The organism is Methylobacterium sp. P5_C11 (genome assembly GCF_054049775.1).
Map to the genome: position 1 here is coordinate 51384 of NZ_JBFULS010000003.1, position 24920 is coordinate 76303.

General features: G+C 68.7%; 20 protein-coding genes. 10 read left to right on the plus strand and 10 right to left on the minus strand.

Going from position 1 to position 24920, the window contains the following annotated elements:
• The 4 genes from ACXJKQ_RS02995 to ACXJKQ_RS03010 are packed head-to-tail and all read right to left on the minus strand — an operon-like array spanning position 1 to position 5636.
• Positions 1-924, minus strand: a complete 924-nt coding sequence (locus tag ACXJKQ_RS02995) for a 3-hydroxyacyl-CoA dehydrogenase (protein WP_457104292.1) — start codon at positions 922-924, stop codon at positions 1-3.
• Positions 921-3479 (minus strand): branched-chain amino acid ABC transporter ATP-binding protein/permease, encoded by a 2559-nt coding sequence (locus ACXJKQ_RS03000; protein ID WP_457104293.1) that lies wholly within the window; start codon positions 3477-3479, stop codon positions 921-923. The genes ACXJKQ_RS02995 and ACXJKQ_RS03000 overlap by 4 nt, the downstream gene beginning before the upstream one ends.
• Positions 3480-3493: 14 nt before the next feature.
• A complete protein-coding gene (locus tag ACXJKQ_RS03005; protein ID WP_457104294.1) occupies positions 3494-4369 on the minus strand; it encodes a branched-chain amino acid ABC transporter permease in 876 nt (291 codons plus the stop codon).
• 7 nt (positions 4370-4376) lie between these two features.
• Positions 4377-5636 carry an ABC transporter substrate-binding protein gene (locus ACXJKQ_RS03010; protein ID WP_457104295.1) on the minus strand — a complete coding sequence of 420 codons (1260 nt, stop codon included), beginning with the start codon at positions 5634-5636 and terminating at the stop codon, positions 4377-4379.
• 119 nt (positions 5637-5755) lie between these two features.
• Between ACXJKQ_RS03010 and ACXJKQ_RS03015 the strand changes: the two genes are divergently transcribed.
• The 5 genes from ACXJKQ_RS03015 to ACXJKQ_RS03035 all read left to right on the plus strand — a co-directional run bounded on the left by ACXJKQ_RS03015 (position 5756) and on the right by ACXJKQ_RS03035 (position 13058).
• Entirely contained in the window at positions 5756-6469 is a 714-nt protein-coding gene (locus ACXJKQ_RS03015) for a GntR family transcriptional regulator (RefSeq protein ID WP_457104296.1), read from the plus strand.
• A gap of 2 nt (positions 6470-6471) precedes the next feature.
• Positions 6472-7239, plus strand: coding sequence for an SDR family oxidoreductase (locus tag ACXJKQ_RS03020; protein WP_457104297.1), 768 nt, complete (start codon positions 6472-6474; stop codon positions 7237-7239).
• A gap of 154 nt (positions 7240-7393) precedes the next feature.
• Positions 7394-9199, plus strand: a complete 1806-nt coding sequence (locus ACXJKQ_RS03025) for an IlvD/Edd family dehydratase (protein WP_457104298.1) — start codon at positions 7394-7396, stop codon at positions 9197-9199.
• Between the two features lie 169 nt (positions 9200-9368).
• Positions 9369-12356, plus strand: a complete 2988-nt coding sequence (locus tag ACXJKQ_RS03030) for an FAD-binding and (Fe-S)-binding domain-containing protein (protein ID WP_457104299.1) — start codon at positions 9369-9371, stop codon at positions 12354-12356.
• Between the two features lie 21 nt (positions 12357-12377).
• Positions 12378-13058, plus strand: coding sequence for a GntR family transcriptional regulator (locus tag ACXJKQ_RS03035; protein WP_457104300.1), 681 nt, complete (start codon positions 12378-12380; stop codon positions 13056-13058).
• A 4-nt stretch (positions 13059-13062) separates the two neighbouring features.
• Here ACXJKQ_RS03035 and ACXJKQ_RS03040 read toward each other — a convergent pair whose 3' ends face one another.
• Together ACXJKQ_RS03040 and ACXJKQ_RS03045 are read right to left on the minus strand one after the other, a co-directional pair.
• Positions 13063-13992, minus strand: coding sequence for a class I SAM-dependent methyltransferase (locus tag ACXJKQ_RS03040; RefSeq protein ID WP_457104301.1), 930 nt, complete (start codon positions 13990-13992; stop codon positions 13063-13065).
• Positions 13993-14148: 156 nt separating this feature from the next.
• On the minus strand, positions 14149-14802 hold the full coding sequence (locus ACXJKQ_RS03045) for a GntR family transcriptional regulator (RefSeq protein WP_457104302.1): 654 nt from the start codon (positions 14800-14802) through the stop codon (positions 14149-14151).
• Positions 14803-14995: 193 nt separating this feature from the next.
• On the opposite strand from ACXJKQ_RS03045, the gene dctP reads away from it, so the two are divergent.
• Genes dctP through ACXJKQ_RS03065 form a run of 4 tightly spaced genes read left to right on the plus strand, consistent with a single transcriptional unit; the run spans position 14996 to position 18555 of the window.
• Complete coding sequence (dctP, locus tag ACXJKQ_RS03050; RefSeq protein ID WP_457104303.1) at positions 14996-16018, plus strand: TRAP transporter substrate-binding protein DctP; 1023 nt, start codon at positions 14996-14998, stop codon at positions 16016-16018.
• Complete coding sequence (locus tag ACXJKQ_RS03055) at positions 16015-16707, plus strand: TRAP transporter small permease (protein WP_457104304.1); 693 nt, start codon at positions 16015-16017, stop codon at positions 16705-16707. Before dctP ends, ACXJKQ_RS03055 begins: the two co-directional genes overlap by 4 nt.
• Positions 16704-18056, plus strand: a complete 1353-nt coding sequence (locus tag ACXJKQ_RS03060; RefSeq protein ID WP_457104305.1) for a TRAP transporter large permease — start codon at positions 16704-16706, stop codon at positions 18054-18056. The genes ACXJKQ_RS03055 and ACXJKQ_RS03060 overlap by 4 nt, the downstream gene beginning before the upstream one ends.
• A 31-nt stretch (positions 18057-18087) precedes the next feature.
• Positions 18088-18555, plus strand: coding sequence for a YbaK/EbsC family protein (locus tag ACXJKQ_RS03065; RefSeq protein ID WP_457104306.1), 468 nt, complete (start codon positions 18088-18090; stop codon positions 18553-18555).
• 9 nt (positions 18556-18564) lie between these two features.
• On the opposite strand, the gene ACXJKQ_RS03070 is transcribed toward ACXJKQ_RS03065, so the two are convergent.
• The 4 genes from ACXJKQ_RS03070 to ACXJKQ_RS03085 form a co-directional block, all read right to left on the minus strand.
• A complete protein-coding gene (locus ACXJKQ_RS03070) occupies positions 18565-19377 on the minus strand; it encodes an enoyl-CoA hydratase/isomerase family protein (RefSeq protein WP_457104307.1) in 813 nt (270 codons plus the stop codon).
• 23 nt (positions 19378-19400) lie between these two features.
• Positions 19401-20621, minus strand: a complete 1221-nt coding sequence (locus ACXJKQ_RS03075; RefSeq protein ID WP_457104308.1) for a CaiB/BaiF CoA transferase family protein — start codon at positions 20619-20621, stop codon at positions 19401-19403.
• A 6-nt stretch (positions 20622-20627) separates the two neighbouring features.
• On the minus strand, positions 20628-21920 hold the full coding sequence (locus ACXJKQ_RS03080; protein ID WP_457104309.1) for an MFS transporter: 1293 nt from the start codon (positions 21918-21920) through the stop codon (positions 20628-20630).
• Between the two features lie 237 nt (positions 21921-22157).
• Complete coding sequence (locus ACXJKQ_RS03085) at positions 22158-23408, minus strand: nitrate/nitrite transporter (RefSeq protein ID WP_457104310.1); 1251 nt, start codon at positions 23406-23408, stop codon at positions 22158-22160.
• Between the two features lie 501 nt (positions 23409-23909).
• Here ACXJKQ_RS03085 and ACXJKQ_RS03090 point away from each other — a divergent pair.
• The gene (locus ACXJKQ_RS03090; RefSeq protein ID WP_457104311.1) at positions 23910-24857 is read left to right on the plus strand and encodes a L,D-transpeptidase; all 948 of its coding nucleotides are present in this window, start codon (positions 23910-23912) and stop codon (positions 24855-24857) included.
• Positions 24858-24920 lie beyond the last annotated feature (63 nt).

Consider the following 24920-nt stretch of genomic DNA (forward strand, 5'->3'; position numbering starts at 1 on the left):
TCAGTCCTTCTGTGAAGCCTTGTGGGCGCGCAACGCCGCCAGCCGCGCGTCGCGGCGGTCCATGCGGGCGGGGAGGTCCGTGGGCGCCTGCCACTGCGTCAGGATCGCCTCGGTTGCCGGTGCCTCGTAAACGCTCGGCGGCGCCGGATCGGCGGCGAGATTCTTGTAGAAGCCCGTATAGCGGGCGCAATAATCGGCGATGCCCCCGGGCGCGTTGAGTTCAATGGTCTCGAACGGACCCATGAAGCTCCAGCGCAGGCCGAGCCCGTCCGATACGGTCTTGTCGAGATCCTGCGGGGTCACGTAGCCCTCCGAGGCGAGGCGGAATGCCTCCGCCAACAGGGCGCCCTGCAACCGGTTGAGGATGAAGCCCTCGATCTCCTTCAGCACGGTGATCGGCACCTGGCCGATCCGCTCGTAGGTGGCCCGGGCGCGTTCCAGCACCGCCGCGTCCGTCCAGGGTGCGCCGGAGATCTCCACCAGGGGGATCAGGTGGGGTGGGTTCACCGGATGGCCGATGAGGCAGCGCCCGCGACCGGGCAGGCCCTCGGTGAACAGCGAGCAGCGAATGGCCGAGGACGAGGAGGCGATGATGGCGTCCGGCGGGGCCAGCGCGTCCAGATCCGCAAACAACGCCTGCTTCACGTCGAGCCGTTCCGGCCCGTTCTCCTGGATGAAGGCGACCCCCTCCAGGGCGGCGGCGAGGCTCCCGGCCGCGCGGATGCGGTCTGCCGCGCTCTCCGGTTCGGCGCAGAGTCCGTTCGCCGCGAGGGTCCGCAGACCTTCGGCGCAGAGGGGGACCGCGGCTTCCGCCACGCCGGCAGCGGCGTCGAACAGGCGCACATCCCAACCCGCCCGGGCGAAGATCATCGCCCAGGCCCGGCCGATCAGGCCCGCACCGACGATCGCGACGCTCTCGGTCATAGCCACAGCACCTTCCGCCTCAACTCCTGATCCTCGCGCAGCAGGCGCGACGCGCCCGTCCACTGCACGCTGCCCCGCTCCAGCGCCACGGTCCGGTCGGAGAGGGCCAGCGCGAGGTCGAGGTGATGGTCCACCAGGATGATCGCGATCTCGCGGCGCAGCCGATCGAACGCCTCGAACAGCTCCTCGGTCACGGCCGGCGACAGGCCTTCGAACGGTTCATCGAGCAGGAGGAGCCGCGTGTCGCCCGACAGCGCACGGGCCACCGCCACCATCTGCTGCTCGCCGCCGGACAAGCGGGCGGCGTCGATGGTCCAGCGCTCCTTCAGCCGCGGGAAGAACTCGAGGACCTTCTCCTCGTCCCAGTGGATGCCCGCGCCGGTGAGCCGCCGCAGCCGGCCGAGACCGAGATTCTCGGCGACGGTCATTCCCGCGAACAGCGCCCTGCCCTGCGGCACGTAGCCGATGCCGAGCCGCGCGATCCGGTCGGCCGACAGGCCTGCGATGTCCTGGCCTCCGAGCACGATGCGGCCGGCAGCCGCCGGCGCGGTGCCGATCAGGGTCTTGAGCAGGGTGGACTTGCCCGCGCCGTTGCGTCCGAGCAGCGCCACGACCTCACCCTTGCGGACTTCCAGCGTCACGCCGTTGAGGATGTGCGACTTGCCGTAGAAGGTGTCCACGCCCGCCATGGACAGCAGCGTCTCGGCCTCGGCCGCGCTGGCACGCGGCCTGGCGGCGATCGCCGCCGTGCCCGAGCCGAGATAGACCGCCTGGACCCGGGCATCGTCCCGGGCGTCCGCCACCGAGCCGTCGACCAGGACGGCGCCGTCGGCCATCACGGTCACGCGGTCGGCGAGGCGGAACACCCGGTCGATGTCATGCTCCACGAGCAGGACCGGGATGTCGGCCGAAAGCGCCTTGATCAGGTCGCCGACGCGCTCGCGCTCGGCTGCGGCGAGGCCGGCGAGTGGCTCGTCGAGGAGGAGCACCCGGGGACGCGTCGCCAGCGCCAGACCCATGTCGAGGAGCCGCTGACCGCCGTAGGACAGGCTCCCGGCCTCGGCTCGCTCGATGCCGGCGAGGCCGGTCCAGCGCAGCAGCTCGGCGGTGTCGTCGGCGACCTCGCGGATCGCCAGCGCGTCGCGCCAGGGGCTGAAGTGGGCCGGATGGCGTGCCTGTACGGCGAGGCGGACGTTCTCTTCCACCGAGAGGCCTGGGAACAGGTTGGTGATCTGGAACGAGCGCCCGAGACCGGCCCGGGTGATCGCGTGCGGCTCGAGGCCGGCGATCTCATGGCCGTCGAGTCGGATGCTGCCGGCGCTCGGGGGGAACAGGCCGGAGAGCAGGTTGAAGGCCGTGGTCTTGCCCGCACCGTTGGGTCCGATGAGGGCGTGGAGCGTCTTGTCCGCCACCGCGAAGGAGACGCCCCGCACCGCCGCTACCGGCCCGAAACTCTTCTTGATGGCATCGGCGACGAGAACCGGCCCGGCGCCGCGTCCCTCGGCGATGAAGCGCGCCGGGACGCGGCCCGAGGCGCCGGCGCGGCGGGCCGACATGGCAGCCCCTTCCGTCGGCACGCGGCGGAACGGCTTCAGGAGCCGCGCCGCGATACCGACGAGCCCGTCCGGCGAGAACACGATGAACGCGACGAACAGCAGGCCGAAATACAGGAGCCAGTCGGCGGTGTAGATCGACAGGAACTCCCGGAACAGGATGTAGAACAACGCGCCGAGGGCCGGTCCGAGAAAGGAGCGCATCCCGCCGATGACCACCATGGCCAGCAGCTCGCCCGAGAACGCGATGGAGATCGGGTCCGCGGAGGTGAAGCGGTGGCTGTAGGCGGAGAGCGCGCCGGCGAGCCCGGTGATGGTCGCCGAGATGGCGAACGCGGCGAGCTTGTACCGGTTCGTCGCGTATCCCAGGAACCCGGCGCGCTGCTCGTTCTCGCGGATCGCCACCAGAACAGTGCCCATCGGCGAGCGGCGGAAGCGCCAGAGTCCGACCAGGACTACGAAGGCGATGGCGGAGACCGCCGCGTAATAGGCGCCCGGCTCCTGAAGCATCGCCCAGCGATGCAGGTTGCCGATGCCGTTCTCGCCCCCCGTCAGGTCGGTCCAGCGGAACGCGATGGCGTAGAGCATCGCCGTGAAGGCGAGCGTCAGCAGCGAGAAGTAGACACCCCGCCGTCGCAGGATCAGGCCGCCGGCCGCGAGGGCCGCGAGCCCGGTGATCGCCAGGGCGCCGAGGAGCGGCAGCGCCATGTCGCCGGGAAAGAGCCGGGTCTGAAGGATCGCCACCGCGTAAGCGCCGATGCCGAACCACGCTCCGTGACCGAAGGAGGTGAGCCCAGTCCAGCCGACCAGGATGTTGAGGCCGAGCACGGCCAGAGCGAAGATCACCACGTCGGTGGCGGTGATCAGGGTCAGGCCGATCGCGTCGAGGGCGAAGGGCAGGACGATCAGGGCGGCGAGCGCCGCCCAGAGCTGGCGGCTCTCGCGCAGGATCAGGCCGCGCTGGGGCAACGCCAGCGGCAGCGGCTCGGCGGCTCCGGACATGGGACGCTCTCCGCTCACTCGAACCGGGCGATATGCTCGCCGAACAGGCCGCGCGGGCGCAGCAGCAGGACGAGCACCATGAGGGCGTAGACGGCGGCCTCGGTGGCCGGCGGATAGGCGTAGGCGGTCAAGCCCCGGACCACGCCGACGATCAGGGCCGCCAGGACCACGCCCCAGAACGAGCCGAGGCCGCCGATCACCACCACGACGAAGGCGAAGGTCAGGATCTCGGCCCCCATGGCGGGTTGCACGCCGGTGACCGGGGCCATCATGGTCCCGGCGAGGGCCGCAAGCCCCACCGCGATGGTGACCACGGCCGTCATGTAGGGCCGGAGCGAGATACCGAGGGCCGCGACCATGTCGGGGTTCTGCACGCCGGCCCGGACCACGCGCCCGAAGCTGGTGCGGGTCAGAAGCAGCCACAGGCCGGCCACGCATGCCACAGCCACCACGAGAATCGAGAGCCGGTAGCGCGAATAGATCAGGTCGCCGATGAAGACCTGCCCGCGCAGCCACGTCGGGATCCCGAACGGGACCGGCGCCGCCCCGAAGGCCATGCGCAGGGCCTGCTCGGCCACCATGGCCAGCCCGAAGGTGAGGAGCAGGCCGAGGGTCGGATCGCCGCGATAGAAGCGCCGCAGCAGGAAACGCTCGATCGCCAACCCAAGTACCCCGACCGCGAGCGGCGAGGCCACGAGCGCGCCGCCGAAGCCGATCGTGGGCGTCAGCAGGACGGTGAGGTAGGCGCCGATGGCGTAGAAGGCGCCATGGGCGAGATTGACGATCCCGCCGAGGCTGAAGATCAGCGACAGGCCCAGCGCGATCAGCAGGTACTGCACGCCGATCAGCAGGCCGTTGAGGACCTGCTCCAGGATGAAGACGAGCTGCATCGCCGCCTCACGCCGGGAAGGTGCAGGCGTTCTCGTCGCGGGTTGTGGCGAGGATCTCCAGGCTCTCGCCGGGACCGGGCAGCGGCCCGGTCGAGCTGAAGATGTCGTAGGGGTTCTTGACCTGATCGGCCGGCAGGGCGGTGATGGCGAACATCTCCTGCATCAGCTCATGGTCCCAGGGGCGGAAATAGCCTTCCCGTACCTTGGCGATGTCGAATTTCGCACCCGATTCCAGGTGCTCCACGATCTTGAGCGAGTCCGTCGCCTTCAGCTCGTTCATCGATTGGGCTACGATCTTCAGGGCCGTGTAGTCGCCCCAGCCCTGGTTTTCCGGCGGCTTCTTGTACTTGGCCTTGAAGGCCGCCACGAATTTCTTCGCCGAGGGCGAATCGATCTGGTGGTGCCAGATCACCGGCCACGTGCCGAGGAAGTTGCCCGGCCCCGCACCCCAGGCCAGAGCCGTGTCGAAGCCGAAGCCCGCGACCGGGAACGGCAGGCCGAATTCGCTGTACTGCTTCAAGAAGTTGGTGATTTGTGCGCCCGCGAGGTTGCAGATCACGAGATCCGGCTTGGCCTGCCGGAGCTTAAGCAGGAAGGGCGAGAAGTCGGTGAGTTCGGTGGGGATCAGGTCCTCGCCCACCAGGGTCGCGTCGTTGGCCGCGAAATACTTCTTCGCCTGCTTCAGCAGGTCATGCCCGAACGCGTAGTCGGCTGTAAGCGCATAGACCTTGCGGCCCTTGATCAGGCCGCGTTCCAGCAGGGCGCGGCCGCAGGCCCGCACCATCATGGTGTTCTGCGATTCGACGTGGAACATGAAGCGTTTGCAGTCGGAGCCGCGCAGCGCGTCCGAATTGGCGCCGGTGTTGATGAACAGGATCTTCTCGCGCTGCGCCACCTGGCTGATCGCCAGCGCCGATGCGGAGTTGATCTCGCCGACGAGGCAGGCGACGCGGTCGCGCTGGACCATGCGCTCGGCCTTGGCCGAGGCGGTCTGCGGATTGACGCTGTCCTCCGAGAGCAGCTCGACCTTCCGGCCGGCGATGCCCCCGGCAGCGTTGATCTCTTCGACCGCCAGTTGAGCCGCCTGCACGGCGAACTCGCCCAGCGGTCCCAGGAAGCCGGTGCGCGGCGTCAGGTGCCCGATCCGGATCACGTCCGACTGGCCCTGCGACAGAGCCGGGCTCGCGAGCGCCGGCGCGAGCAGCGCCGCGCCACCGGCCCTCAGAAGGCTGCGGCGAGAAAGGGAATCCCCGAACCGGTCCGTCATCGTTCCGCTCCCGTGCGTTTCCTCCAGCCGGGTTGTTGTCGTGGGCTCTCGCGGCCCTCACCCAAACTGTGATCACAGATCACTAGCGCGATAGTGCCGGATCCGTCTAGTGTCGGCACATGAATTCCAGCGTGGCCCTGGCCGAACTGCCCCAGCTCGAGCGGCGGACCCTGTCCGACACCGTCTACGAGGCGCTAGCGGATCTTCTGGCGTCCGGGCGGCTGGCGCCGGGCGACCGCCTGTCCTTGCGCCAGAGCGCGGCGGCTCTCGGCGTCTCGGTGATGCCGGTGCGCGATGCGGTGAGCCGCCTCGCGGCGGACGGGGTGCTGGAGGTGGCACCGAACCGGGTGATCCGCGTGCCGGTCATGAGTGCTGCGGCCTTCCGCGCGCTGGCCGAGACGCGCATCGCGGTCGAGGGTATCGCCGTCGCCCGGGCCGCGAAGCGCCGTACGGACGATGAACTCGCGGCGATCCGGCGGGCGGAGGCGGCCTTCCGTGCCGAGGCCGAGGCCCCCCGGCCCGATTGCGCACGGGCGGTCCAGCTCAACCGCGACCTGCATTTCGCGATTTACGGAGCCTGCGGGCTCGCGCCTCTGCAGGAGATCATCGCCCGGTTGTGGCTCAAGGCCGGCCCGGTCATCAACCTGGACCTGCGTGCCCATCCGGAGCGGCTGTTCCAGGGGTTCGCGCTCCGGCGCCACGCCGAGGCCCTGGTGGCCATCGAGAACCGGGACGGCATCGCGGCGGCGGCCGCCATCGCGGCCGACATCCGGGAAGCCGCCGACTTCATCATGTCCCGCGGCGGCTTGCGGGACGCCCAAGGAGAGGACTGACCATGGATCTCGGGATCACCGGCCTGCGTGTCCTGGTGACGGCGGGTGCCGCCGGAATCGGCCGCGCCATCGTCGACGCCTTCGTGGAAGAGGGTGCACGGGTCTTCGCTTGCGACATCGACACGGATGCGCTCGCCGGGCTGCCGGACGTCGTCGGGCGCTGCCGAACGGATGTCGCCGACCGTGACGCGGTCGCCACGATGATGGACCAGGCGGTCGACTTCCTCGGCGGCCTCGACGTGCTGGTCAACAATGCCGGCATCGCGGGGCCGACCGGCCGCGTCGAGGAGATCGCCCCCGAGGAGTGGGACCGGTGCCTGACCGTCTGCCTGACGAGCCAGTTCAACTGCGCGCGCCTGGCGGTGCCGCATCTACGTCAGAGCGCGAACGCCTCGATCGTCAACCTGTCATCAGCCGCCGGGAAGTTCGGCTTCGCCCTCCGCAGCCCGTATGCCGCAGCCAAATGGGGCGTGATCGGCTTCACCAAGTCCCTGGCCATCGAGCTCGGAGGCGCCGGCATCCGCGTGAACGCGATCCTGCCCGGGCTGGTGGCCGGCGACCGCCAACGCCGGGTGCTGGAATCCAAGGCCCAGCAGCAGGGCACGAGCTTCGCCGAGATGGAGGCGCGGGCGTTCTCGTTCGTTTCCGTGAAAGAATACGTCACCGCGGGCCAACTGGCCGATCAGATCATGCTGCTGAGTTCGCCACGCGGCCGGACCATCTCGGGTCAGGCGATCTCGATCGACGGTGACACGCGGATGCTGTCCTGAAATCAATCCGGCGTCGTTTCTGCTGCGGACCGAGACGCGGCAGAGTAGGTATTCCCGATGGGATTCCGTCGAGGCCGGACCGTCGACGGGGAACGGGATGCGCAACATTGCCGCCCGTCTCCCGACGCCGGCCTGAGGATGTGAGGAAGCGACCATGAGCGACAAACGCCGGATCACGCCCGCCGACCTGCGCTCGAAGGCCTGGTTCGACAATCCACACAACCCGGGCATGACCGCGCTCTACCTGGAGCGCTACCTGAACTACGGACTGACGCCTGAGGAACTGCGCTCGGGCAAGCCGCTGATCGGCATCGCCCAGACCGGCTCGGACCTGTCGCCCTGCAACCGCCATCACCTCGAACTCGCCAAGCGGGTACGCGAGGGGATCACGGCGGCCGGCGGCGTCGCCTTCGAGTTTCCCTGTCATCCGATCCAGGAGACGGGCAAGCGCCCGACCGCATCCCTCGACCGTAACCTCGCCTACCTCTCCCTGGTCGAGGTGCTGTACGGCTATCCGCTGGACGGGGTCGTGCTGCTCACCGGCTGCGACAAGACGATGCCGGCCTGCCTGATGGCGGCCGCGACGGTGAATATCCCGGCGATCTCGCTGAACGTCGGGCCGATGCTGAACGGCTATTTCCAGAAGGAGCTGACCGGCTCCGGCACGATCGTCTGGAAGGCCCGCGAGCGCCACGCGGTCGGGGACATCGACTTCCAGCAGTTCATGGACATCGTCGGATCGTCGGCACCGTCCACGGGCCATTGCAACACGATGGGCACGGCATCGACCATGAATGCTCTGGCTGAAGCGCTCGGCCTCGCCCTGCCCGGCTCCGCGGCGATCCCGGCGCCCTATCGCGAGCGTGGACAGGCCGCCTACGCCACCGGCCAGCGAATCGTCGAGATGGTCTGGGAGGACCTCAAGCCCTCCGACATCCTCACTCGGGAAGCGTTCGAGAACGCCATCGTGGCCAACGCCGCGATCGGCGGCTCGACCAACGCGCCGATCCACATCAACGCCATCGCCAAGCATATCGGCGTGCCGCTGAGCTGCGACGACTGGGAGCGGATAGGGTTCGAGATCCCGCTCCTGGTGGATATGCAGCCCGCCGGCCGGTGGCTCGGCGAGGAGTATTTCAGGGCCGGCGGCCTGCCGGCGGTGTTCGCCGAGCTGATCGAGGCGGGCAAGGTCCACGAGGGCGCGCTGACCTGCAACGGCCGCTCCGTGGGCGAGAATTACCGGGGCCGACACAGCTGGAACCGCGACGTGATCCGCGCCTACGCCGAGCCGCTGATGGAACGCGCCGGCTTCCTCAACCTGAAGGGCAGCCTCTTCGATTCGGCGATCATGAAAACCTGCGTGATCTCCGAGGAATTCGCCGCCCGCTACCTGCGCAACCCGGCCGATCCGATGGCCTTCGAGGGCCGCGTGGTCGTGTTCGACGGGCCGGAGGATTACCACACCCGGATCGACGACCCGGCCCTCGACATCGACGAGACCACCATCCTGATCATGCGCGGTGCCGGTCCGATCGGCTATCCCGGCGCTGCCGAGGTGGTGAACATGCAGCCGCCCGGCGGCCTGATCCGGCGCGGCGTGACATCCCTGCCCTGCATCGGCGATGGCCGGCAATCCGGCACGTCCGGTACGCCGGCCATCCTCAACGCCTCGCCCGAGGCCGCGGCGGGCGGCGGGTTGGCACTGCTGCAGACCGGTGACCGCATCCGCGTGGATCTCAACCTCCGGAGCGCCGACATACTGCTCCCGCCGGAGGAGCTGGAGCGCCGGCGGGTGGACCTGCAGGCGCGGGGCGGCTTCCCCTACCCGGCGTCCCAGACGCCCTGGCAAGAAATCTACCGCGACCAGGTCGATCAGCTCGACCAGGGCATGGTGCTCAAGGGTGCAGTGAAGTTCCAGAAGGTCGCGCAGGCCTCCGGGGTCCCACGGGACAACCACTGAGGCGGCCCGCACCTGCGGCGGGGCGCGGCCGTCCCCGATCCGCGGCGCACCCGCCGATACCGGTTCGGCACCGTGGCCCCGTCGTGAGATTACGACGGGTTTGCTCGGCTATGAATTTTGAATACATTTCTTTCCGGGTGGGTGCGGACCATCCGGGGAGGAAGCGACCTTGACCGAAGCGAGGGCACAAGCCCCAGCGCCGCGCGCGGCGGCGCGCCTGGATTCCGGATTGGCGCGCAGGCTGGCGGAACAACTCCAGGGCGAGGCACGGTTCGACGCCTTCACGCGCGGGCGATACAGCACCGATGCGTCGATCTATCAGATCATGCCGGCCGGAATCGTGCTGCCGCGCTCCGCCGCCGACATCGCCGCGACCCTGCGGATCGCGGCCGAGCACGGCGCGCCGGTGGTCATGCGCGGCGGCGGCACGTCCCAGAACGGTCAGCCGATCGGCGCGGGGCTCGTCGTGGACTGCGCGCGCCATTTCAACGGCGTGCTCGCCTATGATCCTGACGGCGGGACCATCACGGTCGAGCCGGGGATGGTGCTCGAGCGGCTGAACGCCCGCGTGAAGGCCGACGGCTGGTTTTTCCCCGTGGAACCCTCGACCGCCACCCGCTGCACGATCGGCGGCATGGCGGGCAACAATTCCTGCGGCGCCCGCTCCCTGCGCTACGGCAAGATGAGCGACAACGTGCTGGCGATGGAGGCGCTGTTCCACGACGGCGAAGCCTTCGGCTTCGGCTTGACCGGAAACGCCCGCTCGGGCGTGAGCGGTTCGGTCCGGGCCGAGGCGCTGGCCGGGCGCATGCTCGACCTCGCCCACGGCCATCGCGAGGAGATCGCGGCCCGCTATCCGAAGGTGCAGCGCCGGGTGGGCGGCTACAATCTCGATGCGCTGATCGAAGCGCAGCCGAACCTCGCGCATCTCCTCGTCGGGTCGGAGGGGACGCTGGCCGCCACCACCGCGGTCACCCTGAAGCTGTCGCGTCTGCCCCAGCACCGGGTGATGGGCGTGTGCCACTTCCCCTCCTTCCGGGTCGCCATGGAGACGACGCAGCACATCGTCGCCCTGGACCCGGTGGCGGTCGAGCTGGTGGACAACAACGTCCTCGTTCTCGGCGCCGACATCCCACTGTTCCGCACGACCCTCGCCGACATCACCCGCGGCCAGCCGAACTGCCTGCTGCTCACCGAATTCGCCGGCGACGACCTGACTGCCCTGCGGCGCGCCCTGAAGCGCCTCGAGACCTGCATGGCCGACCACGGTTTTCCCGACGCCGTCGTCGAGGTGGTGGAGCCGCCCCGGCAGAGAGCGGTCTGGGAGGTGCGCGAAGCCTGCCTCAACATCATGATGTCGATGAAGGGCGACGCGAAGCCGGTCTCGTTCATCGAGGATTGCGCAGTCCCGCTGGAGAACCTCGCCGACTACACGGATGCGGTGACCGCGGTGTTCACCAAGCACGGAACCCGTGGCACATGGTATGCGCACGCCTCGGTCGGCTGCCTGCACGTCCGCCCGATCCTCGACATGAAGGAGGCGGGCGACGTCCGGCGGATGCGGGCCATCGCGGAGGAGACCTCCGCCCTGGTGCGCCGCTACAAGGGTTCGTATTCCGGCGAGCACGGCGACGGCATCTCGCGCTCGGAATACATCGAACCCTTGTTTGGCTCGGTCCTCACCCGCGCCTTCGAGACGGTGAAGGATGCGTTCGATCCCGACAACCGGCTGAACCCCGGCAAGATCGTGCGCCCGCTCGCGATGGATGACCAGTCGCTGTTCCGGTTCAAGCCGGATTACGCGGTGACGGAGCCCGTGAGCCCGGCCCTCGACTGGTCGGACTGGGGCGGCTTCGGCTCAGCCGTCGAGATGTGCAACAACAACGGCACCTGCCGGAAACTCGCTGGAGGCGCCATGTGCCCCTCCTACCGGGTGACCCGGGAGGAGCAGCACCTGACCCGGGGCCGCGCCAACACGCTCAGGCTCGCCATCTCCGGCCAACTCGGGCCGGACGCGTTCACCAGCCCGGAGATGAAGCGCACCCTCGACCTCTGCGTCTCCTGCAAGGCCTGCCGCCGGGAATGCCCGACCGGCGTCGACATGGCCAAGATGAAGATCGAGTTCCTGCACCACTACCATGCCCGGCACGGGCTGCCCGTGCGCGAGCGGCTGATCGCCCTGATGCCGCTCTATGCCGGGACCGCGGCGAAGCTCGCGCCGCTCCTCAACCTGCGCGACCGGTATCCAGCCCTCGCGACCCTGTCCGAGCGGCTCGTCGGCCTGTCGGCGAAGCGGTCTCTGCCGCGCTGGCGCCGCCCCTGGAACGAGCAGGGCGAAGCCGCCCATGTCGACGACGTCGCGGGCGATTTCCGCGACGTCATCCTGTTTGGCGACACCTTCAACCGCACCTTCGAACGGGAGAATCTCGAGTCCGCCGAGCGCGTGCTGCTGGCGGCGGGCTACCGGCTGCACCGGGTCTACCCGCCGCGCGGCCGGCGTTCGCTGTGCTGCGGACGAACCTGGCTGTCGGCCGGCCAGACCGATCGGGCGCGCCGGGAGGCGCGCCGGACCCTCGACGCGCTCCTGCCGTTCGTCCGCGCCGGTGCGCGGGTCGTGGGCCTGGAGCCGTCGTGCCTGCTCACCTTCCGAGACGAATTCGCGGCGCTGCTGCCCGGAGCGGAGTCCGCGCTGCTGGCACGCCAGTCCGTTCTGTTCGAGGAGCTGCTGGCCGCTGACTTGGCGGCGGGTCGGATCGCGCTGCCGTTGGCCGACCAGGGCGGACGGGTCGCGCACCTGCACGGCCATTGCCATCAGAAATCCTTCGGTCTGATGGGGTCCGTGGAGACAGTGCTCCGGGCGGTGCCGGGGCTCGATTTGCGGGTCGTCGAATCGAGCTGCTGCGGCATGGCCGGGGCCTTCGGCTACCGGCCGGAATCCATCGAGACGTCCTTCGCCATGGCGGAGCTGTCCCTGTTCCCGGCCCTGCGGGCCGCCGGACCTGACGACCTCGTGGTCGCCGACGGCACCAGCTGCCGGCATCAGATCCATGACGGTCTCGGCATCCACGCGGAACATGTGGCTCGCACACTCGATCGAGCCCTCCTGCCTCGACACTCCAGGGTCGGGGACCTACAGATAGATCACAGGCCGCAATGATCTGGCCTGGGTCGGGGGACCATGAATAAGATCGAGCCCGGGATCGGAATCAGCCGACGCTACCTCCACGACGAGGTGGCGGACCGGATGCGCGAACTGATCCGCTCTGGCGAGATGGAACCGAAGGCCCGGATCAACGAGGGCGAGCTGACGGAGCGGTTCGGGATCTCCCGGACACCGCTTCGGGAGGCGATCAAGATCCTGGCGACGGAGGGGCTGCTCGAATTGCTGCCGAACCGCGGCGCCCGCGTCGCCAGTATTTCGGACAGCGAACTCGAAGAGATGATGGAGGTGATCGCCGGCCTGGAGGCGACGGCTGGGGATCTCGCCTGCCGCACGATCACCGAGGCCGAGATCGACGCCCTGGTGGTCGATCACGATGCGATGGTGGCGGCCTGGAAGGCGGGCGACGAGGCCGGCTATTTCAGCCACAACCGGCAGATCCACGAAGGGATCATGGCGGCCAGCCGCAACACGACCCTGTCGAACATCTACGAGAGCCTCTCGGGCCGGATCCAGAGGTCGCGCTATTCGGCGCATCAGACGCCGGAACAGTGGGCGCGGGCCGTCTCCGAGCACGAGCGGATGATCGAACTCCTGCGCGCCCGGAACGGCGCCGCCCTCGCCGTGCTGATGCGCGAGCACATCCGCGGCAAGAAGACGGTGATCGCCGCCAATTACGGGGCGGCGGAGAGCGCCTGATCGCTCAATCCGGCGCTCTCGTCATCTCGAACCAGGACGACGCGCCCGGCGTGCGGGAATCGTTGGGGTAGAGAAACGGAATGTCGGGGCCGGTTCCGCGGGCGGCGAAAACGGTCTTCACCCGGGCGCTCATCGCCGGATCCTGACAGATGTACATCACCTGTGCAGTCACCCGGAACGGCGAGGCGCCGCACATCAACATCGCGGCGAGAAGATACTGCTCGTTGTAGAGGCGGCACTTCCACGCGGACGGATAATCGTCCGGGATGAAGATGTCGTGGATCTGCACGATCACGCCCGGCGCCAGGCGCGGCATGACCTCGAAGAAGAACACCGTCACGTCGGAATTCGCGAAGGAGCGATGCGAGCCGTCGAAGAACAGGACGTCGCCCGCCTTGAGCTCGTCGAAGATCTTGAGGTCGCAGGATTCCAACGGGCTGCGCACCGTCCAGTCGCAGATCTCGTCGATCTCGCGGCGCGGCATCGGATCGATGGTGGTGATCCGCGTCGGCAGCGTCAAGGTGTCGATCGCATGGCGCGCGAAGCAGGTCGAGCAGCCGGAGCCGATCTCGAAGAACCACGCCGGGCGCTTCCAGGCCAGCATCGTCATCAGCGCGGCCCCGTCGAGGGCGGTGAACCACGTGTTGTTCCAGTGGGGTACCGCCGAATGCGCACCGGGCGCCTCGTGCGGGACGCTGTGGAGCAGGTCGGCCTGCGCTTCCAGGGCGGCGAGGAACGCGTCGTAGGCGGCCTGATGGCGGGCGAGGACCACCTTCAACTGGCCGTGCGGCGCGGCGCCCGTCTTCCAGCGCGCGGAGGGCACCACCGGGTAATAGTTGTGGACCGTGTGGCTCCAGCGGAACGCCTCGCCGCTCGCGCGGAAGATATCCACGCCGGCACGGCGGCCGACACTCCTGACGACATCCTTCAGCATGGTCACTCCCGCGGCTTCGGGCTGACAATGGCGGCATTACAACTTACGGTCGAGTCGTTCGGAACACCTACGCAGTCCAACCCGCGTGTAGGGTTAGGACGCGATGAACGATACCGGCCGACCTGTCGCGGCGCGTTCGGGTGCGTGCCGTCGCATTCAGGCGGCGCTGGGCGCCCGCAGGCCCGCCACCAGGTCGGTGAAGCGGTCGCCCTGGACGATGACGTGACTGCGCAGCGCCTCCGCCGCCCCGTTCTCGTCGCCCGACAGGATCGCCGCGACGATCGCCGCGTGCTCGGCGAGCGACTGCGGCAGGCGTTGGCGGACGCGCAGCTGCAACCGGCGGTACGGCGCCAGACGGCGATGGAGCGAGAGCGCCTGCTCCGCCAGGAAAGCGTTGCGGCTGGCCCGGTACACTACCGTGTGGAAGACGTAGTTCTCCGCGTAGTAGGATTCGGTGTCCTCGGTCGCCAGCGCCGCGCGGCACCCTTCGAGGGCCGCGCGCAGGGCGGCGGCATCGTCGGCCACGAGGCGGCGTGCGGCGAGACGGCCGCACGCCGCCTCGATCTCCGCCATCGTCTCGAACATGGCCAGCAACAGATGGGGCTCGGGGGCGCTGACGATCGCGCCGCGCCGGGGTTTCGTCTGCACCAGGCCGGTGACCGCAAGCTGCAGCAGCGCTTCCCGGATCGGCGTGCGCGAGACGCCGAAGCGGGCCGCGAGCTGGTTCTCGTCGAGCCGGGCGCCCAGGGCTAGGTCGCCCGAGACGATCTCGTCCTCGATCCGCTGCCGCAGACGCTGAGCGTGGCTCATGCTGGTGGTTCCTCCCCCGCTCGACGGGCCGCGCGCCGCCCCGCCATTTCGGCCGGCGGAGGTTCGACGCACGCGAACATTATGCTGGAGCATTGACAAAATATACAAGCCGGTTTTCCATGCATACAACGAACCGGCGCACTATTGCGCCGCATAAAACGATGCCGCGTTGTTTGCGGTGCGGGAGAACGCCATGACGCCAACTCGTCGTTCGCTGATCGCGGCCACGCTCGCAGCACCGGCGGTCCTGCGGTTCGGACTGGGCACCGCCCAGGCGGCCACCACCCTGAAACTGTCCCACCAGTTTCCCGGCGGCACGATCGACGAGGGCGATTTTCGCGACCGCATGTGCCGGAAGTTCGCCAAGCTCGTCGGCGAGCGGTCGAAGGGCGCCCTGGACGTTCAGGTCTATCCCGGCTCCTCGCTCATGAAGACGAACGCGCAGTTCGGCGCCATGCGCAAGGGCGCCCTGGACATGTCGCTCTATCCGAGCCCGTACGCGGGCGGCGAGGTGCCCGAGCTGAATATCGGCCTGATGCCGGCGCTCGTGACGTCCTACGCTCAGGCGGTGGCCTGGAAGGCCGCACCGGTCGGCCGCAAGCTCGCCGAGATCCTCGACGCCAAGGGGATCGTCCTGGTCTCGTGGGTCTGGCAGGCCGGCGGCGTCGCGAGCCGCGAGCGGCCGCTCGTCTCTCCCGCCGACGCCAAGGGCATGAAAGTCCGCGGCGGCTCGCGCGAGATGGACATGATGATGAAGGAAGCCGGGGCGGCGACCCTCTCCATCCCGTCGAACGAATCCTACGCGGCGATGCAGACCGGCGCCTGCGACGCGGTGATCACCTCGTCCACCAGCCTGATCTCCTTCCGCCTGGAGGAACTGTCCAAGGCGCTGACCTCGGGCCGGGAGAAGTCCTACTGGTTCATGCTCGAGCCGATCATGATGTCCAAGATCGTGTTCTCCGGGCTGCCGAAGGACCAGCAGGATCTGATCATGGCCGTCGGGACCGAGCTGGAGGCCTTCGGCCAGGCCGGCGCCAAGGAGGACGACATCCGCGTCGAGGAGATCTTCGCGAAGGCCGGTGCCAAGGTCTCCCAGCTCGACGAGAAGTCCCTCGGCCAGTGGCGGGACATCGCCCGCAACACGGCCTGGAAGGACTATGCCGGCAAGAACGCGAATTGCGCGGAGCTTCTCAAGCTCGCGGAGCAGGTCGCGTGAGCCACGCCTTCGACGCGGCCACGGCCGCGCCGGACGCGCGGGGTGCCGACGAGCCGCGCGTGCCCGGCCTCCTGGGTGTGTTCGACCGGGCGATGCGCCTCCTGAACCGGGTGATCCTGGCGTTGGGCGGCCTGTGCCTGGTGGCCGCCTGCCTGGTTCTGACCCACAGCGTCGTCGTCCGCTACCTCCTGAAGGAGCCGACGGAGTGGCAGGACGAGATGGCGGTGTTCCTGATCGTCGGCGCCACCTTCCTGTCGGCGGCCGGCGTCCAGGCGAAGCGCGGCCACGTGGCGATCGAGGCGCTGACCGGGCTCCTCCCGCCGGCCGCCAACCGGGTTCGCCTGCTGCTGGCCGACATCGTGAGCCTCACCTTCTGCCTGTTCTTCGCCTGGAAGAGCTGGTCGCTGGACCATGAGGCCTGGGTGGATGGCCAGGTCTCGCAGTCGACCTGGGGGCCGCCCCTGTGGATCCCCTACACGCTGATGTCCGCCGGCATGAGCCTGCTCTGCCTGCAGTTCGTCCTCCAGATCGCCGAGGCCCTCGCCTACGGGCCGCGCGCCGCCGGCTGGGCGAAGCCCAAGATCGGGCTCGGCGCCGACGTGAACCGCGACATGCACGGGGCGCCCGAGATCGAGCCCCGGGGACCGGATCCGCTGGGTCAGACCGTCACCGCGAAGGTAGAGCGATGAGCACGGCCGCGATCGGCTTCCTGTACGCGGGCGCGACCCTGGGGGCGATGCTCTCAGGCATTCCCATCGCGTTCGCTCTGGGCTTCGTCGCCCTGGCGTTCATGGTGGCGTTCATGCCCGGCGCCTCCCTCGATACGGTGGCGCAGAACGTCTACGAGGAGATGGCCTCCATCACCCTGCTGTCGATCCCGCTCTTCATCCTGAAGGGCGCAGCGATCGGCCGGTCGCGGGCGGGTCAGGACCTCTACTCGGCGATGCACGCCTGGATGCACCGCATCCCCGGCGGCCTCGGCATCGCCAACGTCTTCGCCTGTGCACTCTTCGCCGCCATGGCGGGCTCGAGCCCGGCCACCTGCTCGGCGATCGGCTCGGCCGGCATCCCCGAGATGCGCAAGCGCGGCTATTCGCCGGGCTTCGCCGCCGGGATCATCGCGGCCGGGGGCACGCTGGGCATCCTGCTGCCGCCCTCGATCACCATGATCCTCTACGCCGTGGCGGCCGAGCAGTCGCTGGGCCGCCTGTTCCTGGCCGGGATCGGACCCGGCCTGCTGCTGGTAAGCCTGTTCGCGACGTGGTCGGTCGTGCGCTTCCGATCCGAATACGCGACCGCGAAGGCCACCCTCGAACGCGGCGGCCCGGCCTCGCCGATCCTGGCGGACGAGCAGTACAGCATGGCGCAGCGCTTCTCGACGCTGCCGCGGGTGCTGCCCTTCGTGATCCTGCTGACCGGCGTGATGGTCGCGCTCTACGGCGGCTACGCGACGCCCTCGGAGACAGCCGGTCTCGGCGGCCTGATGGCCCTCCTGCTGATCGCTGCGATCTACGGGGTCTGGCGCTTCCGCGACGTCACGCCGATCCTCACCGCGACGCTGCGCGAATCGACGATGCTGATGCTGATCATCGGCATGTCGCTGCTCTACGCCTACGTGATGAGCTACCTGCACATCTCGCAATCGGCCGCGCAGGCGATCGTGGCGATGCAGCTGTCGCCGTGGGTCCTACTGGTGACGATCCTGGCTCTCGTGATCGTCCTCGGCTTCTTCCTGCCGCCGGTCTCGATCATCCTGATGACCGCGCCGATCATTTTGCCGCCGTTGAAGGCCGCGGGCTTCGACCTCGTGTGGTTCGGCGTGGTGATGACCATCACCATGGAGATGGGGCTGATTCACCCGCCGGTGGGCCTGAACATCTTCGTCATCAAGAACATCGCCCCGGACATCCCGCTCTCGGACATCATCTGGGGCACCCTGCCCTTCGTCATCCTGATGGCGGTGGCGATCTTCATCCTGTGCCTCGTCCCGGGCATCGCGATGTGGCTGCCGGACCTGCTGCTCAGCTCGACCCGGTAAGGTCGCGGCGTCCGCTCGCCCGGAATCCGCCATGAGCCTCGAATCCGTCCGCGCCTTCTTCGCCGAGAAGGCGGCCGACATCGCGGTCCTCGAACTCGAGACCCGCACGGCGACCGTGGCGGAGGCCGCGGCCGCCCACGGCGTCGGCCCTGYGCAGATCGCCAAGACCCTGTCGATCCGCATCGGGGATCAGGTCGCCCTGGTCGTGGTCCGCGGCGATGCGCGGCTCGACAATCGGAAGGCCAGGGCCGCGTTCGGCGGCAAGGTGCGGATGCTCGATCTCGACGCGGTCGAGGCCGCCACCGGTCACCCGGTCGGCGGGGTCTGCCCCTTCGGGCTGATCGCCCCGCTGCCTGTCTACTGCGACGTGTCGCTCAAGGCGTTCGACGAGGTCGTGCCGGCGGCCGGCAGCACGCACAGCGCCGTCCGCATCGCACCCGACCGCATGGCCGAACTGACGGATGCGACCTGGGTCGATGTCTGTGGGGAACTGGTCTGAGGCCCGTGCTCAGCGCCCGTTCCACTCGGGCGTGCGCTTGCCGAGGAAGGCCTCCATGCCTTCTCGGAAATCCGCGCTCATGTAGCACATGAGGATCAGGTCATCGCCGGGATGGGACGCGCCTTCGGCGGGAGCCTCCTCCTCGGCGAGGCGGCGCAGGCCCTCCTTGGTGGCCTGCATGGTGAGCGGCGCGTGGCCGGCGAGCAGCTGCGCCAGGGCGTCCACCCGGGTGCTGAGGGCCGATCGGTCCTCGACGACCTCTCCGACGAGGCCGATGGCCAGCGCCTCCTCCGCGCCGACGAGGCGAGCGGTGAAGATGATGTCCTTGACCCGGGCGGGGCCGATCAGGCCGGCGAGCCGCTTCAGGTTGCCCTGGCTCAGGCAGTTGCCGAGCGTCCGCGCGATCGGGAAGCCGAACCGGGCGTCACGGGTTGCGACGCGCAGGTCGCAGGCCGCCGCGATGGCCGCACCGCCCCCCGTGCAGGCGCCCGCGATCGCCGCGATGGTCGGCACGCGCAGCCGCTCCAGGGATCCCAGCACCCTGTCCATGAAGCGCTCATAGCCCAGCGCGTCCTCGGCGGTCTTGAAGCTCCGGAACTGGGCGATGTCGGTCCCGGCCGCGAAGGCCTTGTCGCCGGCCCCGGTGATGATCAGCGCCTTGACGGCCGGGTTCGCGGCGATCGCCTCGCAGCAGGTGATCAGGCCCTGATACATCGCGAAGGTCAGGGCGTTGCGGGCCTGGGGCCGGTTGAGGACGATCCGGGCGATGCCGGCCGCGTCGGTCGTGAACAGCAGCTCGTTGGTGGCGGGCTCGGCGCTCATCGCAGCGTCTCCGGAGGGCAGGTTCAAGCCAGGGTCTCGCGGACAACGCCCCGCGCGATCAGACCGTCGATCTCGGCGGCGGAATAGCCGACCTCCGCCAGGATCGCCCGGGAATGCTCGCCGAGCAACGGTGCAGGTCCGTGGACCCGGCCGGGCGTATCCGAGAATTTGACCGGCAGGCCGAGGGTCTTCATGCGACCGACCCGGGGATGCTCGACCTCGACCACCATGTCGCGGGCGAGCGTCTGCGGGTCGCGGTGCATGGCGTTCACGTCCAGCACGGGGCCGGCCGGGACACCGCCGGCCTCGAGCCGCGCGAGCCACTCCGCCGAGCCGTGGGCGCGGAAGATCGGCGCGAGGGTCGCGGCGAGTTCGTGCCGGTTGGCCATCCGGTCGCGATTCACGGCAAAGCGCGGATCATCGGCGAGGCCGTCGGCGCCGATCGCCTTGAGCAACCGCAGCCAGTTGGTCTGGTTGGCCGCCCCGATAGTGATCCAGCCATCGGCGGTCTCGAACGCTTCGTAGGGGGCGTTCAGCGGATGGGCTGAGCCCATCGGACCGGGTGCGAGCCCGGTCGCCATGGCGATGGCCGACTGCCAATAGGTGTGGGTAATCCCGGCCTCGAACAGCGAGGTGTCGACGGCCTGCCCCTTTCCGGTGCGGAGCCGGTTCGCATACGCGGCCAGGACACCCATGGCCGCCAGGATACCGGCGGTGATGTCGGTGACCGGTGGCCCGCACTTCATCGGCGGCCGGCCAGGCCCCTCCCCCGTCACCGACATGAGGCCGCTCATGCCCTGTGCGACGAGGTCGAACCCCGCCCTATCGGCGTAAGGTCCGGTGCGACCGAAGCCGGAGAGCGAGCAATAGACGAGTTCGGGAAACTCCGCGCGCAGCGTGTCGTAGCCGATCCCGAGGCGCTCCATGGTGCCGCCGCGGTAATTCTCGATCAGCGCATCGGCCCCCTTCAGCAGCCGGCGCAGGACGGCGACGCCGTCCGGATCCTTCAGGTCGAGGCTGATGCCGCGCTTGCCGCGGTTCATCATCATGTAGGCGGCGCTCTCGTTCTGGAGGGCCGGCGGAACGGTGCGACGGGTGTCGTCACCGTCCATCTTCTCGACCTTGATCACCTCCGCGCCCATGTCGGCGAGCATCAGCCCGCAGACCGGACCGGCCATGATGTGAGCGAGTTCGATCACCCGCATGCCCGCGAGCGGACCGGACCGCCCCGTCGCTTCGGCCATCGCGCCCTACTCCCCTGCGGCCGCGGTGGCCACGGGGCCGCCCGTCGGCGCTGCGGGATCCACGAATTCCCGCTCGGGATGCATCGTGAAGGCGAGCCCGGCGCCGAGCAGGCACAGGCCGATCGAGCCGACGAACGGCAGGGTCCAGCTTCCGGTCAGGTCGACGATGACGCCGAAGACGATCGGCGAGACGATCGCCGCCACGGCCGAGCCTGTGTTCATCAGCCCGCTGGCGGTTCCGGCATACTTGGGTGCGATGTCCATCGGCACCGACCAGATCGGCCCGATCACGAGTTCGGCGAAGAAGAAGCCCGAGGAGAGGAGCAGCGCCACCAGGGTCAGGTCACGCGTCATGAACACGCCGGCGAGGCTCGCGGCCGCGCCCAGGAAGCCGACGACGATCACCGACAGGCGCGCGAGCTTCACGTTGCCGGTTCGATGCAGGATCGCGTCGCTCATCAATCCGCCGACCGTGTCGCCCACCACGCCGGCGAAGAACACGCCCGAGGCGAACAGCGCGGAGTTCTTCAGATCGAGGCTGTAATTCTCCTTGAAGAAGCTCGGGAGCCAGCCGAGGAACAGCCACAGGGTCCATCCGTAGCAGAAATACGTGATGCTCACGGGCAGCATGCGGCGGGTCAGGGCGCCCCACGGCACGTTCTGCTTCGCGCCGACTTTGCGGGGCGGCGGCAACGTGTCGAGTTCCGCCCGGGTGATCGCCGGGTGGTCGGAGGGATCGTCGCGGAAGTACAGCCACCAGATTGCGACCCAGACGAAGCTGGCGGCGCCGAGGATCACGAAGCTGGTGCGCCATCCGAAATGGTAGATCAGGAAGGCGACGATCGGCGGCGCCACCGCATTGCCGAGCCGCGCGAAGGCGTGGGTGATGCCCTGCGCGAAGCCGCGCCGGCCGGGGGCCGTCCAGTTCTGCATGGCGCGCGTGGCGGTCGGAAAGGTCGCGCCCTCGCCGAAGCCCAGCAGGACCCGGGCCAGGAACAGGCTGACCAGACCGCCGACCATCCCGGTCAGGATCGTCGCCATGGCCCAGATCATGCCGCAGATTAAAAGGGTCCGCCGGGCGCCGAACTTGTCGCCGACCGACCCGCCGATCACCTGGAAGATTGCGTAAGGATAAGCGAAAGCCGACAGGATCAGCCCGAAATCTGTCTTCGACATTCCGAAATCGCGGATGATTTCGGCTCCGGCGGTCGCGATGTTCACCCGGTCCAGATAGGTGATGAAATACATCACGCAGAGCAGGCCGAGTACGCCGTTCGTGGCGCTCACGCGCTTCAACATCGACCGTTCCTCCAGCGGTGAGCGTCGCGGCAAGCGGACGCCGGGCGCCTCGGCTCCGGGCCGCACGCTTTCTTGTAATGCATTATTCAAACGCCTCGGGCCGCAGAAGGCAACCACCGAACTGCATCCGCACAGCGATTCGATACCGATCCCGGCAAACGGAAACGGGGGCCGCAAAGGCCCCCGTACCAGGTGGATCGCCGAAATGGATTACCGTGCCGGCGGCGTACGGTTCCGTCAGGCCGTGGCCGGCCGCAGCTGGCCCTGCTCGGCTTCGGTCGCGAGGCCGAGCGCCTTGCCGCGGGGTCCGACCCAGCGGCCGACCCACTTGCGCTGCCACAGGGCGAGGCATCCGAGGACGAGCGCCGTGAAGGCCGCGTACCCGATGAAGCCGATCGAGAACGACCCGGTATACTGCTTGGACAGACCCATGACGTTCGGCAGGATCGCGCCGCCGAGCGCACCGATCTCGCCGATCATCGAGCCGGCCACCGCGGTGTTGCTCGGCCAGCGCAGCGGCACGAGCTGGAAAAGCGCACCGTTTCCGGCGCCGAGCGCCGCGAAGCACAGCATGAACAGGATCGTGGTCAGCGCCAGCGAGGGCGTGGCGGTGAGCGACAGGAACGTCGCGATCGCGGCGAGCAGGACCACCGACAGGACCGCGATGCCGCCCATCCGGTCGGCGAAGTAGCCGCCGACGATCCGGATGCCCGAGCCCATGAAGGCCGCCAGCATGGTGAGTCGCCCGGCCTCGACCTTGGTCACGGCGAACTGCTCGTAGAAGAAGGTCGGCAGGAAGTTCGACAGGCCGATGAAGCCCCCGAAGGTGATCACGTAGATCAGCGAGAAGGCCCAGCCGTCCTTCGTGAACAGACAGGAGACGTGCTCCCTGAACGACTGGTGCTCGCAATCCGGCGGCTCCTTGGCGAACACGATCATGATCGCCAGCGGCAGCAGCATCACCACCCCCGCAAAGGCATAGGTGGTCTGCCAGCCGTACGCCTGCGCCAGGGGCGGCGCGAACAGCACGGCGAGCACGGTCCCGGAATTGCCGGCGCCGGCGATGCCCATCGCGAGCCCCTTGTGCTCCGGCGGGAACCAGCCCGAGCCCAGCGACAGCGCGACGCCGAACGAGGCGCCCGCGATGCCGAGCAGGACACCCATGGCGAGCACGTCGCCGTAGGACGAGACGAAGAAGAACCCGTAGGCCATCGCCAGGATGATCACGCTCATCTCGGTGATCGCGGCGTTCTTGCGGCCGATATACTGGGCCAGGATCCCGAGGGGGAAACGCATGAGCGCGCCCGCGAGGATCGGTAGCGAGATCATGAAGCCGGTCTGGGCCGGCGTCAGCCTGAAGGTCTCCGTGATGAACGGACCCATCGCGCCGTTCAGGACCCAGATGGCGAAGCAGAAATCGAAGTACAGGAAGGCGGCGAACAACGTCGGGGGGTGACCCGACTTCATCACGGTCTTGAAGCTGGCCATAGCTGGTGCTCGTCTCAAGTGGGCGAACCGTCACGCGGTCGCTCATGCCGGGGGGTCCGGACTCACACCGTCCGCTGTTGGGAGCGCCGTTGCTCCGCCGCCGCAGCAGGCGCGGCTGATCCAGCAATGCAGCAAGTGTGCCAATCGAACGCGGTGCGGGAGACGTCGGCGGCGCGGATCGGCACTCTGGCGGCGCCGACTGGAAAACGGCCAAGCCGGTGCCCTTGATCGCGGCATCCCTGCCGAGCAAGCGGGCCACGGAACAGGCTCCTCACGGATCGGTGAGCGGCGACCTGGAAATCATTGCTGCATGTGAGCAACACAGGGTCGGAGAAAGTGTCCTCAACACCCCGTAAGTAGCCCGGGATCGCTCTCGGCAACTTGGCGGTAATGCGTGATCTTTGCTAAGCCCCGGCATGAGCTGAGCCGTGTCTTCGTGCAGGCCCGCTCCACCGCGCGCCGCGGCGGGTCCCGGCGTCGCCTCCCGAGGAATTCTGACCCATGTCCGCCCCGATCCGTCGCTTCCTCTTGGCCGGCTTCGCCGTCCTAGCCCTAGCCTCGACCGCACACGCCCAGGGCCGCGGCCCGGTCGGCGACTCGGGCATCGACGGGTTCGGAGACGACGGGCAGCTCTATCAAGATCAGAACGGTGCCTACTATGTGCGCCGCGGCGGCCGCTACCTGCCCTATACCGGGCGGACGGACTTCGTTCGCCCGGCGCCGCGAACCCCCGCTGCAGCGGTCCCGGCGCCAGCCGCGCCGGCCACCGCGCTCACCGAAGACCCGACGGTTCCGGTCCGCCCAGGCAGCGTGCCGCCCGCCGAAGGTCTCTCGCCCCTCGAAGCCGCCAAGGCCAAGGCGGTGTTGCGGGCGCCCGACAACGAGCCGATCGACTATGCCAAGGCCTATGGCCCGGTCACGGATGACGTGTTCCCGGTCCAGGCGTTCAATTACAAGAAGATGAGCCCGGCCTTCCTCCGGCAGGAAATCGCCTATAACGGCCCCTACGAGCCCGGGACGATCATCGTCGATCCGCGGGCGCACCAGTTGACTCTCGTGCAGCCCAACGGCCGGGCTCGGCGCTACGGCGTTGGCGTCGGCAAGCAGGGCTTCTCGTGGTCCGGGACTGCGACGGTCAACTCGAAGCAGGCCTGGCCGGACTGGTACCCGCCCAAGGAGATGATCGCCCGCAGCCCGAAGCTCGCAGGCGAGGTCGACAAGCTTCAGAGCGGGCTCGGCGTCCCCGGCGGCCTGCGCAATCCCCTGGGCGCGCGGGCCATGTACCTGTGGCAGGGCAACAAGGACACGCTGTTCCGCATCCACGGCACGCTGGAGCCCTTCTCCATCGGGAAGAGCGTGTCTTCGGGCTGCATCCGGATGATCAACCAGGATGCGATCGACCTGTTCAGCCGCGTCAACGTCGGCTCCAAGGTCGTGGTGCTGAACTGAACTGAGCTCCGAAGGAAAGCGTAGCGCCCCTGTCCGGATGCGTCCGGACCAGGGCGCCGGTGC

Coding starts and splice junctions, on each gene's coding strand:
- ACXJKQ_RS03085 (WP_457104310.1), bottom strand. CDS start 23,408: ATGGCCAGCTTCAAGACCGTGATGAAGTCGGGTCACCCCCCGACGTTG.
- ACXJKQ_RS03080 (WP_457104309.1), bottom strand. CDS start 21,920: ATGTTGAAGCGCGTGAGCGCCACGAACGGCGTACTCGGCCTGCTCTGC.
- ACXJKQ_RS03000 (WP_457104293.1), bottom strand. CDS start 3,479: ATGTCCGGAGCCGCCGAGCCGCTGCCGCTGGCGTTGCCCCAGCGCGGC.
- ACXJKQ_RS03020 (WP_457104297.1), top strand. CDS start 6,472: ATGGATCTCGGGATCACCGGCCTGCGTGTCCTGGTGACGGCGGGTGCC.
- ACXJKQ_RS03035 (WP_457104300.1), top strand. CDS start 12,378: ATGAATAAGATCGAGCCCGGGATCGGAATCAGCCGACGCTACCTCCAC.
- ACXJKQ_RS03060 (WP_457104305.1), top strand. CDS start 16,704: ATGAGCACGGCCGCGATCGGCTTCCTGTACGCGGGCGCGACCCTGGGG.
- ACXJKQ_RS03090 (WP_457104311.1), top strand. CDS start 23,910: ATGTCCGCCCCGATCCGTCGCTTCCTCTTGGCCGGCTTCGCCGTCCTA.
- ACXJKQ_RS02995 (WP_457104292.1), bottom strand. CDS start 924: ATGACCGAGAGCGTCGCGATCGTCGGTGCGGGCCTGATCGGCCGGGCC.
- ACXJKQ_RS03010 (WP_457104295.1), bottom strand. CDS start 5,636: ATGACGGACCGGTTCGGGGATTCCCTTTCTCGCCGCAGCCTTCTGAGG.
- ACXJKQ_RS03070 (WP_457104307.1), bottom strand. CDS start 19,377: ATGAGCGCCGAGCCCGCCACCAACGAGCTGCTGTTCACGACCGACGCG.
- ACXJKQ_RS03045 (WP_457104302.1), bottom strand. CDS start 14,802: ATGAGCCACGCTCAGCGTCTGCGGCAGCGGATCGAGGACGAGATCGTC.
- ACXJKQ_RS03015 (WP_457104296.1), top strand. CDS start 5,756: ATGAATTCCAGCGTGGCCCTGGCCGAACTGCCCCAGCTCGAGCGGCGG.
- ACXJKQ_RS03005 (WP_457104294.1), bottom strand. CDS start 4,369: ATGCAGCTCGTCTTCATCCTGGAGCAGGTCCTCAACGGCCTGCTGATC.
- ACXJKQ_RS03075 (WP_457104308.1), bottom strand. CDS start 20,621: ATGGCCGAAGCGACGGGGCGGTCCGGTCCGCTCGCGGGCATGCGGGTG.
- ACXJKQ_RS03040 (WP_457104301.1), bottom strand. CDS start 13,992: ATGCTGAAGGATGTCGTCAGGAGTGTCGGCCGCCGTGCCGGCGTGGAT.
- dctP (WP_457104303.1), top strand. CDS start 14,996: ATGACGCCAACTCGTCGTTCGCTGATCGCGGCCACGCTCGCAGCACCG.
- ACXJKQ_RS03025 (WP_457104298.1), top strand. CDS start 7,394: ATGAGCGACAAACGCCGGATCACGCCCGCCGACCTGCGCTCGAAGGCC.